Source organism: Pseudomonas sp. NPDC098740 (assembly GCF_044760065.1).
GTDB lineage: Bacteria > Pseudomonadota > Gammaproteobacteria > Pseudomonadales > Pseudomonadaceae > Aquipseudomonas > Aquipseudomonas rossensis.
In genome coordinates this window covers 191,175-205,520 of the sequence record NZ_JBIWAM010000002.1, presented here as the reverse complement: position 1 = coordinate 205,520, position 14,346 = coordinate 191,175, and the positions used below count along the sequence as shown (strand labels likewise).

Below are 14,346 nucleotides of genomic sequence, written 5' to 3'. Positions count from 1 at the left end.
ATTCACTCTCACTCTAGTTGGGGGCGCTTAACCGAAGAACCGCTGGCCGGTTTTGGCCATTTCGCGCAGTTTTGCGGTCGGGTGGTACAGCGCGCCCAAATCAGCGTACTGGTCAGCCAGGGCAACGAACTCTGCAACACCGATCGAATCGATGTAGCGCAGCGCACCGCCACGGAATGGAGGGAAACCAATACCGTAGACCAGACCCATGTCGGCTTCGGCAGCGGTTTCGACAATGCCGTCTTCCAGGCAACGCACGGTTTCCAGGCACAGCGGGATCATCATCCAGTTGATGATGTCTTCGTCGGTGACTTCACGCTGTTCGAAGACGATCGGCTTGAGCACTTCCAGTACCGAAGGATCGGCGACTTTCTTCTGCTTGCCGCGCTTGTCGGTCTCGTAGGCGTAGAAGCCCTTGCCGTTCTTCTGGCCCAGGCGCTTGGCTTCGTAGAGCACGTCGATGGCCGAACGACGGTCGTCTTTCATGCGGTCCGGGAAGCCTTCAGCCATCACGTCGCGACCGTGGTGGCCGGTGTCGATGCCGACCACGTCCATCAGGTACGCCGGGCCCATTGGCCAGCCGAATTTTTCCATGATCTTGTCGATACGGACGAAGTCCACACCGGCGCTGACCAGTTTGGCGAAACCGCCGAAGTACGGGAACAACACGCGGTTGACCAGGAAGCCCGGGCAGTCGTTGACGACGATCGGGTTCTTGCCCATTTTCTTGGCGTAGGCAACGGTGGTGGCAACCGCCAGCTCGCTGGACTTCTCGCCACGGATCACTTCTACCAGCGGCATCATGTGCACCGGGTTGAAGAAGTGCATGCCGACGAAGTTTTCCGGACGCTTGAGGGCTTTGGCCAGCAAGGTGATGGAAATGGTCGAGGTGTTGGACGCGAGGATGGTGTCCTCTTTGACCTTGTCTTCGACTTCGGCCAGAACGGCTTGCTTGACCTTGGGGTTCTCGACAACGGCTTCGACGACCAGGTCGACGTGACCGAAATCACCGTAGGACAGGGTCGGACGAATGCCATTGAGCACTTCGGCCATTTTCGCCGGGGTCATGCGACCTTTATCAACGCGGCCCACCAGCAATTTGGCAGCTTCGGCCAGACCTTGCTCGATGCCGTGCTCGTTGATGTCCTTCATCAGGATCGGCGTACCTTTGGAGGCCGACTGATAAGCGATACCGCCACCCATGATGCCAGCGCCCAATACGGCAGCCTGCTTCACGTCTTTGGCGATTTCGTCGTAGGCCTTGGCCTTTTTCTTCAGCTCCTGATCGTTCAGGAACAGACCGATCAAGCTCTGCGCGGCAGAGGTCTTGGCCAGTTTGACGAAACCGTTGGCTTCGACTTCCAGCGCCTTGTCGCGACCGAAGTTCGCGGCTTTCTGGATAGTTTTGATCGCTTCGACCGGTGCCGGGTAGTTCGGGCCCGCTTGACCGGCCACGAAACCTTTGGCGGTTTCGAACGACATCATTTGTTCGATGGCGTTGAGCTTGAGCTTTTCGAGCTTCGGCTGACGCTTGGCCTTGTAGTCGAACTCGCCGGAGATGGCGCGTTTGATCAGCTCCAGAGCAGCTTCCTGCAGTTTCTCAGGGGCAACCACTGCGTCGACTGCGCCGACTTTCAGCGCGTCTTCAGGACGGTTTTCCTTGCCGGCGGCAATCCATTCGATGGCGTTGTCGGCACCGATGATGCGCGGCAGGCGCACGGTACCGCCGAAGCCCGGGTAGATGCCCAGTTTCACTTCCGGCAGACCGATCTTGGCCTTGGTGGACATGACGCGGTAGTCCGCCGCCAGGCACATTTCCAGACCGCCACCCAAGGCGATGCCGTTGATCGCGGCGACAGTCGGGACGTTGAGGTCTTCGAAATCGCTGAAAATCTTGTTGGCTTCCAGGTTGCCAGCAACAAGCTCTGCATCAGGCAGCTTGAAGTTCTCGACAAATTCGGTGATGTCGGCGCCGACGATGAACACGTCCTTGCCACTGCTGACGATCACACCCTTGATCGAAGCATCTGCCTTGATGGTGTCTACGGCCTGACGCAGTTCGTTCAGGGTTAGACGGTTGAACTTGTTGACGGACTCACCCTTGAGGTCGAATTTCAATTCGACGATGCCACTTTCAAGAGCCTTAACCGTGATGGCTTTACCTTCGTAAATCATCAACTGATCTCCACGATATGGAAGCTGAACAGTACACGTCGGACGCAGGCGAATGGCTCGGCAGGGACGTTTAACGTCAATGCTACGCCCATCCACCCGGCACACCCGCCAACGCGATAGTCGGGATTCTGTAGGAGCGGTCTGTAATACAAACGCTCAATTCATACGCCCGTTTGATTTGGGTACGTCACCTTCACGGAATTTCCGACAATTGTCAATCGCCCAAAATACTGGTTGAAACGCGACTTTCCGGTCATTTCCGTAACACGAAGACCTGCAACACGCGGCTGCATGTGAGGCCATTCATAGGATCAATAGTTAGAAAAGTCGCCCTAATTCGCTGCAGCCTTTGTTTAACAAGCTACGCTGGCGGGACCTTGAGGAAAAAACATGAACGCTTTTGGCGAATGCGCAGCGTAAGATCAGCGCCACACCGAATTACCGGCCTGCCTGGCCAACTCCAGCCCGATGATGATGTCGGGCTTTTTATTGCCTGTCTGCCGGACGTTTCGCGCCATTGCAGCGCGAAATTTCCGCGCTTTATGCCAGCGCCTTCAGCACCGCATCAATATCCTGCAAAACCGTCGCTTCGCCCTTCTCGCCCCAATACAACGTGATCATCTGCTTGTCTGCTTCGACCTTGTAAACGTTGTCTGGCAACTTTTCGAAATGAATCAGCAACGCCGGTTCCTCGCAGACCTCCTGCCACTGATTGACCCACACACCCGGTGCTTTTTGCCAATAACTCCAACACGCCGGCCGATTGCCACGCCGCGGCCGATGGTACTGGGCGCAAGGGCTCGGTGGCTCCTGGCTCAGCCAGTGCGGCCAGTCCTGAGGCGCCAGTTGCATCGCCAATCCGATGCGTCGCGCCTCCATGCGCAGGGCCATACGGCCGCTCTGGTGGCGCGACGGTCGCAACCATGCCAGCGGACTCAGTACCACCAACAGGATTGACACCACTATCCAGACCGTCATATCTGTACTCCCGATTCTTGATGAGCGCATTGAGTCACTTTGAAAACAATGCGCTTGAAACCAGCCATACTTACCAATATTGCAACCCTCAGGAGGAGCACCTCATGCCCTACAACCACATTCTTGTCGCTGTAGATCTAACCGAAGAGTGCGATCCTGTAATCCACCGCGCTCGCGAACTGTCGGTGAGCAACGGGGCGAAGCTGTCCCTGGTGCACATTGTCGAGCCAATGGCCATGGCCTTTGGCGGCGACGTGCCCATGGATCTGTCACAACTGCAACAACAGCAGTTCGATCAGGCCAAGGAACGCCTGGACCGGCTGATCGTGAAGTATCCGGAACTCTCCAAGGAATACAGCCACCTGACCTACGGCCAGCCACGCCAGGAGATCCACCACCTGGCCAAGGAACAAACCTGCGACCTGATCGTGGTGGGCAGCCATGGCCGACACGGCCTGGCATTGCTGCTGGGTTCGACCGCCAATGACGTGCTGCACGGTGCACCCTGTGATGTGCTCGCGGTGCGCCTGATCAAAAGCTAAACCACAGCGCCTACGAAAAGCCCGGCGCTCATCACTGAACGCCGGGCTTTTTTATAGCAGGATCAATCAGGCATCCAGCTCGGCCCAGCGCTCGACCATTACGTCGTGCTCAGCCTGCAACTGCTCCAACTGAGCGATCACCGCAGCGGTCTCGGCAGCAGGACGCTGATAGAAACCGGCATCGGCCATTTGCGCCTCAACGGTAACGATCTGCTGTTCCATGGCTTCGATCTGGCCCGGCAACATTTCCAGCTCACGCTGCAACTTGTAGCTGAGCTTCTTCTTCGCCACCGGCGCTTCGACAGCAGCGACTGGCGCAGCTTCAGCCGTCACGACAGCGGAGGTCAGGTCGGCTTTGCCGGACTTGCTCTCGGTCACGCCCAACAGGCGCGGCGAGCCGCCCTGACGCAGCCAGTCCTGATAACCACCGACGTATTCGCGAACCTTGCCTTCACCTTCGAAGACCAGGGTGCTGGTGACCACGTTGTCGAGGAATGCCCGGTCGTGGCTGACCATCAGGACGGTGCCGTTGAAGGTCAGCAAGACCTCTTCCAGCAACTCGAGGGTTTCGACGTCGAGGTCGTTGGTCGGTTCGTCGAGGACCAGCAGGTTCGCCGGTTTGCTGAACAGTTTCGCCAGCAACAGACGCGCACGTTCACCACCCGACAGCGCCTTCACCGGCGTGCGGGCACGCTGCGGGCTGAACAGGAAATCGCCGAGGTAGCTCAGCACGTGACGGCTCTGACCATCGATATCGATGAAGTCGCGACCTTCTGCAACGTTGTCAATTACGGTCTTTTCCAGGTCCAGCTGATGGCGCAACTGGTCGAAGTAGGCCACGTCGATGCGCGTCCCCTCTTCCACTGTGCCGCTGGTTGGCTGCAGACCGCTGAGCATCAGCTTCAGCAGTGTGGTTTTGCCGGTACCGTTGGCGCCCAGCAGACCGATACGGTCGCCGCGCGTCAGGACCATCGAGAAATCCTTGATCAGGAACGGGCCGCCCGGGTGAGCGAAGCTCACGTTATCGAGGACCATTACCTGCTTGCCGGACTTGTCAGCGGTATCCAGCTGGATGTTGGCCTTGCCGGTGCGCTCACGACGCTCGCTACGCTCGTTGCGCAGGGCTTTGAGGGCGCGGACTCGGCCTTCGTTACGGGTGCGGCGAGCCTTGATGCCCTGGCGGATCCAGACTTCTTCCTGGGCCAGTTTTTTGTCGAACAACGCGTTGGCGGTGTCTTCAGCGGCCAGCGAGGCTTCTTTGTGCACGAGGAAGCTGGCGTAGTCGCCGTTCCAGTCGATCAAGCCACCGCGATCCAGTTCGAGAATACGGGTCGCGAGGTTCTGCAGGAATGAACGGTCGTGCGTGATGAACAGCACGGCGCCCTGGAAATCCTTCAGCGCTTCTTCGAGCCAGGCAATTGCACCGATGTCCAGGTGGTTGGTCGGTTCGTCGAGCAGCAGCAGATCGGGTTCGGAAACCAGAGCCTGAGCCAGCAGGACGCGACGACGCCAGCCGCCGGACAATTCGGCGAGGGTCTTGTCGGCCGGCAACTGCAGACGGCTCAACGTGCTGTCGACCAGTTGCTGCAAACGCCAGCCGTCACGGGCTTCGAGGTCGTGCTGGACGTGCATCAGTTTGTCCAGGTCGGCGTCGGTGACGATGTTCTGGCTGAGGTGGTGATACTGCGCGAGCAGCTCGCCGACACCGTCCAGGCCTTCGGCCACCACGTCGAACACGGTCCGCTCGTCGGCTACCGGCAATTCTTGCGGCAATTCGCCAATCTTGAGGCCAGGTGCGCGCCAAACGGAGCCTTCATCAGGCTTCTGGTCGCCCTTGACGAGCTTCATCATGCTGGACTTGCCAGTGCCATTGCGGCCGATGATGCACACCCGCTCACCACGGGCGATCTGCCAGGACACCTTGTCCAACAACGGCATAGCGCCGAAAGCAAGGGACACATCGCTGAATTTGAGCAGGGTCATGAGCTTCTCCAAAAACCGGGCGCGCATTCTACCTGACTTGAGGCTTCAGAAGGCCGGCAATTTCACCTTCGCGACACTCTGCATGACAAATGTTGCGAACTGATGCTGACAGGCCGGCAAAGCTTTCGCCCGCTGCTGGCAAAAGGCTAAGCTACAGATAATTCAGCGCGGGCATTGCCCGCGCTTGTCATGATTTCTCTGCCCGGACGTCTCATGCGCAGTCGCCTTTTCAGTCTTTTATCCTGTTTTCTTCTTTCTGCCACTGCCGTTCAAACCGCCCAGGCGGTGGACCTGTCCACCCAGCGCCAGTATTACGATGAAGCCAAGCGTGCCCTCGCCAAGGGGGATACCGGTCCTTATTTCCGTTACAGCCAGGCCCTCAGCGATTACCCGCTGGAGCCGTACCTGGCGTATGACGAACTGACCGCTCGCCTTAAAACCGCGAGCAATGCCGAAATCGAGAAATTCCTCGCCGAGCACGGTGACCTGCCCCAGGCCAACTGGATGAAATTGCGCTGGCTGCGTTGGCTGGCCGAACGCGGCGACTGGGCGACCTTCGTAAAGTACTACGACCCGAAGCTCAATTTCACCGAACTGGACTGCCTGAACGCGCAGTATCAGATCGGGCATAACCAGAAAGCCGAAGGTTACGCCAACGCCAATAAACTCTGGCTGACCGGCAAATCCCAACCCGCCGCATGCGATGCGCTGTTTGGTATTTGGGCCGCCGAAGGTCAACTGACCGAGCAGAAACGCTGGGAGCGCGCCAAGCTTGCCGCCCAGGCACGCAACTATCCGTTGGCCAACAGCTTGGTCAACGGACTGACCACCCTCGCCCCTCGCGGTCGTTTGCTGGTGGAGGTGGCGCAGAAACCCGAACTGCTCAACGCTCCTTCACGGTTCATTCCGGCCGACGAGCCGATGTCCGACGTGGTCAGCCTTGGCCTGCGCCGTCTGGCGCGGCAGGATCCTGACCGGGCGATGCAGATGCTCGATAGTTATGCCAGCAGCATGCACTTCTCCCGTGACGAAAAAGTGGCGATCGCCCGGGAAATCGGCCTGTCCCTGGCTAAACGGTTCGACAGCCGCGCGCTGGACATGATGACTAAATACGACCCGGAACTGCGTGACAACACGGTGTCCGAATGGCGCTTGCGTCTGCTGCTGCGCCTGGCCCGCTGGGACGATGCCTATCAGTTGACTCGCCGCCTGCCGCCGGACCTGGCGACCACCAACCGCTGGCGTTATTGGCAGGCCCGCAGCCTGGAACTGGCGCAGCCGCAGAACCCGGAAGCGCAGACGCTTTATAAGGGCCTCGCCCGCGAGCGTGATTTCTATGGCTTCCTCGCGGCGGATCGCTCGCAGTTGCCCTACTCGCTGAACAACAAACCGCTGGTGCTCAGCCAAGCGCTGATCAACAAGGTCCGCAATACCCCAGGCGTGCGTCGGGCGCTTGAGTTTCACGCTCGCGGACAGATCGTCGATGGTCGCCGCGAGTGGTACCACGTCAGCCGCCACTTCAGCCGCGACGAAATGGTTGCCCAGGCGAAACTGGCTTACGACCTGAAATGGTATTTCCCGGCAATCCGCACCATCAGTCAGGCGAAGTACTGGGACGACCTGGACATCCGTTTCCCGATGGCCCACCGCGAAACCCTGGTGCGCGAAGCCAAGGTTCGTGGCCTGCATTCGAGCTGGGTGTTCGCCATCACTCGCCAGGAAAGTGCCTTCATGGCCGACGCCCGCTCCGGCGTCGGCGCCAGCGGCCTGATGCAACTGATGCCCGGCACTGCCAAGGAAACCGCGCGAAAGTTCAGCATTCCACTGGCCTCGCCGCAGCAAGTGTTCGATCCGGACAAGAACATCCAGCTCGGCGCCGCTTACCTGAGCCAGGTCCACAGCCAGTTCAACGGCAACCGCGTCCTCGCCTCCGCCGCCTATAACGCCGGCCCGGGTCGCGTGCGTCAGTGGCTGCGCGGGGCGGACCACCTGAGCTTCGACGTCTGGGTGGAAAGCATCCCGTTCGACGAAACCCGCCAGTACGTGCAAAACGTGCTGTCGTACTCGGTGATCTACGGCCAGAAGCTCAACTCACCGCAGCCGCTGGTGGATTGGCATGAACGCTACTTTGACGATCAATGAACCTGCTTTGAAGCACTGACAAAAATGCCCGCATCGATAGATGCGGGCATTTTTTATTCGCGTCCAGAACGTCTACGCCGACTTGAGCCGTGCAGCAATCCGCTTTCCATGCTGGGTCAGACGATATTTTTGAGCCGGGCTGCTTGGCGACTCGGGATTGGTCATTTCAATCAAATTGGCAGCCAATGCGGGCCTGAGGTAGTTAGCCCGAAAGGTCGCCTTGTGAGCCAAACCGACCTCGGTCATTAAGTCGCTGATTTTAAGCGGTCCGTTAACATGGAGCGCTGAAAGCAATTTCCCTACTGGGTCGCTTACCAGGTCGGTTAATGGGTCGGTTACTGATTCACTAAGGGCCGCTTCCTCAAGCGCGAGACTCAATGCTTGCAGCATGAACTCGACAAAAGGCGTCGACTCAGCCAACTGATCGGCCGCCGACAATGCCGCGTAATAAGCGTCCTGCTGCTCTCGAATTACCGCTTCGACAGGCAAATAGGCCAACACCGGGCGCCATTGACTGAGTATCAACGTCTGCCAAAGACGGCCCATACGCCCATTACCGTCAGCGAAGGGATGGATGAACTCGAATTCGTAATGGAAGACGCAGCTGATGATCAGCGGATGCCAATCAGAATCGCCAAGCCACGCCAACAAGTCTTCAATCAATTGCGCAACGCGACTCGGCGGCGGGGCCATATGGACCAATTTATCGCCACGGTAAATGCCCACACCGGCTCGACGAAACTGACCGCAGTCGTCAATCAGTCCACCCATCAGCAACTCATGGGCTCGAAGCAAGTCGGCTCGATTACTCGGATGCCCCTCCGGCATGGCTTCATAAGCCGCAAAAGCGTTGCGCACTTCCTGGATTTCTCGCGGTAGACCAAGCACCTGCTGCCCTGCCAGAACAGCGGTGACCTGCTCAATGCTGAGCGTGTTGTTCTCAATAGCCAAAGAAGCCTGAATCGTACGAATCCGATTGCCCCGACGCAGTTGAGGCGTTTGCAGGCGTTCATTCGTAGCCGCCATCTGACCGATTTTTTCGCTAATCCCGGCGACCAATGCCAGTATTCTGGTGGTCAGGGTCAACGGTGGTGGATAACGGCTCATATCCTTTTCCAGGTTCGCAACTGAGGCCGACATAATGCCCGAACCCGGCAGCATTCAGCAGCTCTCATTCATGCAGCTTCATGCCCATCGTTAAACTGCAACGCCGCCAACCGCGCATACAGCGCGTTGCTCGCAATCAATTCCTGATGCGTCCCCACCGCCACCAGTTTCCCTTGGTCCATCACCGCGATCCGGTCAGCGTTTTTCACCGTAGCCAGCCGGTGGGCGATGACCAGCGTGGTGCGGTTTTTCATCAGGCTCGGCAGGGCTTGCTGGATCAGGTGTTCGCTCTGGGCGTCAAGGGCGCTGGTGGCTTCGTCCAGTAGCAGAATCGGCGCGTCCACCAGCAATGCCCGGGCGATGGCCAGGCGTTGGCGCTGACCGCCGGACAAACCGAGGCCACCGTCGCCAAGATGGGTCTGGTAGCCGCTGGGCATTTGTTCGATGAAGTCGTGGGCGTAAGCGATTTTCGCCGCTTCCTGAACCTGGGCCAGGGTTGCCGTCGGGTTGCCGTAGCGGATGTTCTCTTCGATGCTGCCAAAGAACAGCGCCGGGGATTGCGAGACCAGGGCGAAGCAGCGGCGCAGGTCCAACGGATCGAGCTGAGTCAGCGGCACGCCATCGAGCAGGATGCGTCCTTCGGCCGGGTCGTAAAAGCGCAGCAGCAGATCATAAACCGTCGACTTGCCGGCACCGGAGGGGCCTACCAATGCGACTGTTTCGCCAGCAGTGATCGTCAGATTCAAACCATCGACCGCATAGCTGTCGGGACGCGACGGGTAGGAAAAACGCACGTCTTGCAACACCAGGTCACCCTTCACCCGTTCAGGCAAGGTCACCAGGTCAGTGGTCGGTGGCCGGATGATGTTCTCCGAACGCAGCAATTCGGCTATCCGCTCGGCGGCGCCAGCGGCACGCTGCAGTTCGCCGATCACTTCGCTCAGCGTGCCGAATGCGCTGCCAACAATCAGGCTGTAAAACACAAACGCCGCCAGCTCGCCCGCGGAAATCCGCCCGGCGATGACATCCATTCCACCGACCCAGAGCATCACCCCGACCGCGCCAAGCACCAGTACGATCACCAGGGTAATTAGCCAGGCCCGCTGAAAAATCCGCTTGCGAGCAGTGTTGAAAGCCTCCTCCACCGTTACGGCGAAGCGCTGCTCATCCTGGATCTGATGGTTGTAGGCCTGCACGGTTTTGATCTGGCCCAGGGTTTCGGAAACATAGCTGCCGATATCGGCAATCCGGTCCTGACTCAGGCGCGACAGGCTACGCACCCGACGGCCGAAGATCAGGATCGGCGCGATCACCAACGGTAACGCGACCACCACGATGCTGGTGAGCTTGGGGTTGGTGATAAACAGCAAGACAATCCCGCCGATCACCATCAACAGATTGCGCAGGAACAGCGACAGCGAAGAGCCGATCACCGATTGCAGCAGCGTGGTATCAGCGGTCAACCGCGACTGGATTTCGGAGCTGCGGTTGTCTTCGTAGAATCCCGGGTGCAGGTAAATCAGATGATTGAACACCTGACGACGGATGTCCGCGACAACGCGCTCACCGATCCATGAGACCAGGTAAAAACGCGCGAAGGTGCCAAGCGCCAGCCCGACCACGAGCAACATAAACAAGCCGATGGACTGGTTGAGCAAATGCGGCGATTGGGTCATGAAACCCTGATCCACCAGCAGGCGAATCCCCTGCCCCATGGACAAGGTAATACCCGCCGTGACAATCAATGCGAGCAAGGCACCGACGGCCGGCCAGCGATAAGGCGCAATGAAACGCAGGGCCAGGCGCATGGCGCGCCGTTGACGGGATGAGAGGATGGAGATCATTCGATGGCGCAACCAGTAGGGTTTGACGCGATCAAGCCTACACCGGTCGATGGGATTGAACGCTGTAAATCATAATGAGTCCGGTTAAATATGACCGCAAAGACTAGGTCCTAGACGGTATTGGTCTAAAGTCCGGGTGGCAACGCCGCGGTATTTCTGGTGGACTGATGTTGCCGCTCTGGAAAGATCGCAGGGAGTTGTCACAGCCCGGTCACGTGGCGGTTCTACAGTAAGCACACAACCTGATGAGGAGACAGGCCATGTCCTTGCAAAACAGCAGCGAAGACAAGATTGAAGTGATCCGCACACAGCCAGACCAGTCTCTGGGTTGCTCAATTATCGATAAGGATGGGCGCGAAGTACCGATCACTGAAGGCATGATCCAGGACGCTTGCCGCGAACTGGAAAAGCGATTGGTCAAGCCTGCCGAACAAAAGTGATATAGCCACCGTCTTCTTGACCCGGCCTCTGATGGCCGGGTTTTTTATGGATGCTGCTCCAGAATGGAGGTGCGGCCATTCGACTTGCTCGCGAAAGGGCCGACGCGGTCTCTAGACAGCCGTTGCGCCCAACGCCGCCACAATCCTCTGCAACTCAGGCGAATCCCCCTCGATCCGCATCTGCAACCCATCAATCTCACGCCGCAGCGGATAATGCTTGCGCAGTGAATCGAACGCTGCACGCTGCTCATTCACATTGCCTACAAGGCTGCGACGGAAATCCGCATCGTCGCGGCGCGGGTCGTACACGCCACGGCACAACATGGCCAGCGACCAGGCCGGATCGCTGCCAGCGTTCAAGGTCACTTGCGACAACCAGGGTGCGGGCAGCAAATCGCTCAAGCTGATCTGGGCCGGTTGCCCGAGAAAATCGCAATACGCCTGATAAATCTGCGCGGTGCCACGCTGTCTGCCGTCGAGGCTGTAACCGGCAATGTGCGGCGTCGCCAGCACGCAGAGTTCGGCCAGTGCCACATCGACCTCGGGCTCACCTTCCCAGACATCCAGCACTGCTTGCAGGTCTTCGCGTTGCAGCAGCGCCTGGCGCAGCGCGGCGTTGTCCACCACCGGGCCACGACTGGCGTTGATCAGCCAGGTGCCGGGTTTGAGCTGGTTCAAACGGTGTTTATCGAACAGATGCCAGGTCGACTGGGCGCCGTGTTTCTTCAGCGGCGTGTGCAGACTGATGACATCGCACTGCTCGATGATCTGTTCGAGACTGACGTAATCGCCACCTTCTGCGGCTTGTCTTGGCGGATCGCAGACCAGCACGTTCCAGCCCAGACCTTGCAGAACCTTGACCAACCGGCCGCCCACTTCACCGGCACCGACAATGCCGTAGGTGCGTTGAGTCAGGTCGGCGCCTTCGATTTCGGCCAGGGTCAGCAGACTGCCGAGCACGTAATCGACCACGCCCCGGGCGTTGCAGCCGGGTGCGCTGGACCAGGTGATGCCGGCCCGCTGAAAGTAATCCAGATCCAGGTGATCCGTGCCGATGGTGCAGGTGCCGACAAAGCGTACCTTGCTGCCTTCGAGCAACGCGCGGTTAACGTTGGTCACCGAGCGCACCAGCAGCACATCAGCCTGTTCGACGGTGGCGCGGTCAATGGAACGTCCCGGCACCCGGCGGATTTCACCGAAACCTTCGAAGAAGGCATCGAGCAGCGGGATATTTTCGTCGGCAACAATCAGCATGGCAGGCTCCTTTGGCGGATCGGCAGTGTAGGCGGAGAGGGAGGTGATGGGCCACTGGGGATGCAGAAACATTCAAAATCCGATTACAAATCCCTAACACAGGACTTTTCCTGACCACTGCGTCAGGGCGTAGAATGCGCCGCCTTGCGCATCAATATCTTTGGACGTTTCGCCCTTGAATTCCGTGACTGACCGCCCCGCCGCTATTTCCCTCACCCGTCCGGCCCGGGTTCGCCTGGAGCTGAAAAACCTGCTCGGCCTGGCCTTGCCGATCATGATCGCGCAACTGGCGACCACCGCCATGGGCTTCGTCGATGCGGTGATGGCGGGCCGGGTCGGGCCACGGGATCTGGCGGCGGTGGCGCTGGGCAACTCGATCTGGGTGCCGGTGTTTCTGTTGATGACCGGCACGCTGCTGGCCACTACCCCGAAAGTCGCCCAGCGTTTCGGCGCCGGCACCCACAGCGAGATCGGCCCGATCGTGCGCCAGGCACTGTGGCTGGCGCTGGTGGTGGGGTTGATGGCGACCGGCATGTTGTTCAGCGCCGAACCGATTCTGCACATCATGAAGGTCGATCCCGAACTGATCGGCCCGTGCATGCAATACCTGCATGGCATCGCCAGCGGTTTGCCCGCCGTCGCGCTCTACCATGTGCTGCGCTGCTTCAGTGACGGCCTGGGGCGCACGCGTCCGGCCATGGTGTTGGGTCTGTGCGGGCTCGCGCTGAACATTCCGCTGAACTACGTCTTCATCTATGGCCACTTTGGTGTGCCGGCCATGGGCGGTGTCGGTTGCGGCTGGGCCACGGCGATCGTGATGTGGGTGATGGCCCTGGGCATGGCCGGGTGGGAGCGCTGGGCGCCGGCGTATCAGTCGAGTGAGTTGTTCAGCCGCTTCGACTGGCCGCAGTGGTCGGTGATCAAACGCCTGCTGGGCATCGGCCTGCCGATCGGCATCGCGGTGTTCGCCGAGTCGAGCATCTTCGCGGTGATTGCGCTGCTGATCGGCAGCCTCGGCGCAACGGTGGTGGCCGGGCACCAGATCGCGCTGAACTTCAGCTCGCTGGTGTTCATGATTCCTTACTCCCTTGGCATGGCCGTGACCGTGCGCGTTGGCCAGGCGCTCGGCCGTCAGGAACCGCGCGAGGCCCGCTTCGCCGCCGGTGTCGGCATGGGCACGGCGCTGGCCTATGCGTGCATTTCCGCGAGCATGATGCTGTTGCTGCGTGAACACATCGCAACGATCTACACGGCTGATCCGACGGTGATTCAGGTCGCGGCGATGCTGATTGTGTATTCGGCGCTGTTCCAGTTTTCCGATGCGATCCAGGTGACGGCTGCCGGCGCGTTGCGCGGCTATCAGGACACTCGGGTGACGATGATCCTGACGCTGTTCGCTTACTGGGGGATTGGTTTGCCGGTGGGTTACGCGTTGGGCCTGACCGATTGGTTCGGCGCACCGAGCGGCCCGAGCGGGCTATGGCAAGGTTTGATCGTGGGCTTGAGTTGCGCGGCGCTGATGCTGTCGATCCGCCTGACGCGCAGTGCACGCAAGCGGATTCGCATCAGTCAGTCGGCGGGTTAAGCGAGTTTCTTGCGGATCCAGTAGAGGTAGGTGCCTGCCTCTTCGTGCTGCGCCACCAGTTCGTGGTCGAGAAACACGCAGAACTTGGGAATGTCGCGACGGGTCGACGGGTCGGTGGCGATCACCTTGAGCAGGCCGCCGGGCACCAGGTCACGGATGTGCTGGTGCAGCATCATCACCGGTTCCGGGCAGTTGAGGCCGGTGGCGTCGAGGGTGCCGTCAACCGGCGTATCAATCATTTCACTCATGATTCACTCCTGAAACTTGCCGGCATTGTCGCGCATTGCCGGGTGTTC

General features: G+C 59.4%; 11 protein-coding genes. 4 read left to right on the top strand and 7 right to left on the bottom strand.

Going from position 1 to position 14,346, the window contains the following annotated elements; genetic code table 11:
* Positions 1–27 precede the first annotated feature (27 nt).
* Together fadB and ACIQU2_RS03445 are read right to left on the bottom strand one after the other, a co-directional pair.
* Positions 28–2,175 (bottom strand): fatty acid oxidation complex subunit alpha FadB, encoded by a 2,148-nt coding sequence (fadB, locus tag ACIQU2_RS03450; protein WP_347804304.1) that lies wholly within the window; start codon positions 2,173–2,175, stop codon positions 28–30.
* Positions 2,176–2,715: 540 nt separating this feature from the next.
* Positions 2,716–3,153, bottom strand: a complete 438-nt coding sequence (locus ACIQU2_RS03445) for a hypothetical protein (RefSeq protein WP_282482087.1) — start codon at positions 3,151–3,153, stop codon at positions 2,716–2,718.
* A gap of 104 nt (positions 3,154–3,257) precedes the next feature.
* Between ACIQU2_RS03445 and ACIQU2_RS03440 the strand changes: the two genes are divergently transcribed.
* Positions 3,258–3,695, top strand: coding sequence for a universal stress protein (locus ACIQU2_RS03440; RefSeq protein WP_008151425.1), 438 nt, complete (start codon positions 3,258–3,260; stop codon positions 3,693–3,695).
* A gap of 66 nt (positions 3,696–3,761) precedes the next feature.
* Here ACIQU2_RS03440 and ACIQU2_RS03435 read toward each other — a convergent pair whose 3' ends face one another.
* Positions 3,762–5,678: an ATP-binding cassette domain-containing protein gene (locus ACIQU2_RS03435; protein WP_403138595.1), complete on the bottom strand. Its 1,917-nt coding sequence runs from the start codon at positions 5,676–5,678 to the stop codon at positions 3,762–3,764.
* A gap of 213 nt (positions 5,679–5,891) precedes the next feature.
* Here ACIQU2_RS03435 and ACIQU2_RS03430 point away from each other — a divergent pair, with 213 nt between their 5' ends.
* Entirely contained in the window at positions 5,892–7,820 is a 1,929-nt protein-coding gene (locus ACIQU2_RS03430; RefSeq protein WP_347802974.1) for a transglycosylase SLT domain-containing protein, read from the top strand.
* Positions 7,821–7,892: 72 nt separating this feature from the next.
* Here the strand turns inward: ACIQU2_RS03430 and ACIQU2_RS03425 are convergent, their stop codons facing one another.
* A complete protein-coding gene (locus ACIQU2_RS03425) occupies positions 7,893–8,927 on the bottom strand; it encodes a Fic family protein (RefSeq protein ID WP_403138888.1) in 1,035 nt (344 codons plus the stop codon).
* A gap of 68 nt (positions 8,928–8,995) precedes the next feature.
* Positions 8,996–10,771, bottom strand: a complete 1,776-nt coding sequence (locus tag ACIQU2_RS03420) for an ABC transporter transmembrane domain-containing protein (RefSeq protein ID WP_403138594.1) — start codon at positions 10,769–10,771, stop codon at positions 8,996–8,998.
* A 260-nt stretch (positions 10,772–11,031) separates the two neighbouring features.
* On the opposite strand from ACIQU2_RS03420, the gene ACIQU2_RS03415 reads away from it, so the two are divergent.
* Positions 11,032–11,211: a PA1571 family protein gene (locus ACIQU2_RS03415; protein WP_033061931.1), complete on the top strand. Its 180-nt coding sequence runs from the start codon at positions 11,032–11,034 to the stop codon at positions 11,209–11,211.
* 111 nt (positions 11,212–11,322) lie between these two features.
* On the opposite strand, the gene pdxB is transcribed toward ACIQU2_RS03415, so the two are convergent.
* Positions 11,323–12,465 (bottom strand): 4-phosphoerythronate dehydrogenase PdxB, encoded by a 1,143-nt coding sequence (gene pdxB, locus ACIQU2_RS03410; RefSeq protein ID WP_403138592.1) that lies wholly within the window; start codon positions 12,463–12,465, stop codon positions 11,323–11,325.
* Positions 12,466–12,640: 175 nt separating this feature from the next.
* Here pdxB and ACIQU2_RS03405 point away from each other — a divergent pair, with 175 nt between their 5' ends.
* Entirely contained in the window at positions 12,641–14,050 is a 1,410-nt protein-coding gene (locus ACIQU2_RS03405; protein WP_403138589.1) for an MATE family efflux transporter, read from the top strand.
* Here the strand turns inward: ACIQU2_RS03405 and tusA are convergent.
* Positions 14,047–14,298 carry a sulfurtransferase TusA gene (gene tusA / locus ACIQU2_RS03400; RefSeq protein ID WP_007907805.1) on the bottom strand — a complete coding sequence of 84 codons (252 nt, stop codon included), beginning with the start codon at positions 14,296–14,298 and terminating at the stop codon, positions 14,047–14,049. The genes ACIQU2_RS03405 and tusA overlap by 4 nt on opposite strands.
* Between the last annotated feature and the right edge of the window lie 48 nt (positions 14,299–14,346).

Excerpts from the sequence above, each read along its gene's own strand:
- fadB (WP_347804304.1), bottom strand. The coding sequence starts at position 2,175 with ATGATTTACGAAGGTAAAGCCATCACGGTTAAGGCTCTTGAAAGTGGC.
- ACIQU2_RS03445 (WP_282482087.1), bottom strand. The coding sequence starts at position 3,153 with ATGACGGTCTGGATAGTGGTGTCAATCCTGTTGGTGGTACTGAGTCCG.
- ACIQU2_RS03440 (WP_008151425.1), top strand. The coding sequence starts at position 3,258 with ATGCCCTACAACCACATTCTTGTCGCTGTAGATCTAACCGAAGAGTGC.
- ACIQU2_RS03435 (WP_403138595.1), bottom strand. The coding sequence starts at position 5,678 with ATGACCCTGCTCAAATTCAGCGATGTGTCCCTTGCTTTCGGCGCTATG.
- ACIQU2_RS03430 (WP_347802974.1), top strand. The coding sequence starts at position 5,892 with ATGCGCAGTCGCCTTTTCAGTCTTTTATCCTGTTTTCTTCTTTCTGCC.
- ACIQU2_RS03425 (WP_403138888.1), bottom strand. The coding sequence starts at position 8,927 with ATGAGCCGTTATCCACCACCGTTGACCCTGACCACCAGAATACTGGCA.
- ACIQU2_RS03420 (WP_403138594.1), bottom strand. The coding sequence starts at position 10,771 with ATGATCTCCATCCTCTCATCCCGTCAACGGCGCGCCATGCGCCTGGCC.
- ACIQU2_RS03415 (WP_033061931.1), top strand. The coding sequence starts at position 11,032 with ATGTCCTTGCAAAACAGCAGCGAAGACAAGATTGAAGTGATCCGCACA.
- pdxB (WP_403138592.1), bottom strand. The coding sequence starts at position 12,465 with ATGCTGATTGTTGCCGACGAAAATATCCCGCTGCTCGATGCCTTCTTC.
- tusA (WP_007907805.1), bottom strand. The coding sequence starts at position 14,298 with ATGAGTGAAATGATTGATACGCCGGTTGACGGCACCCTCGACGCCACC.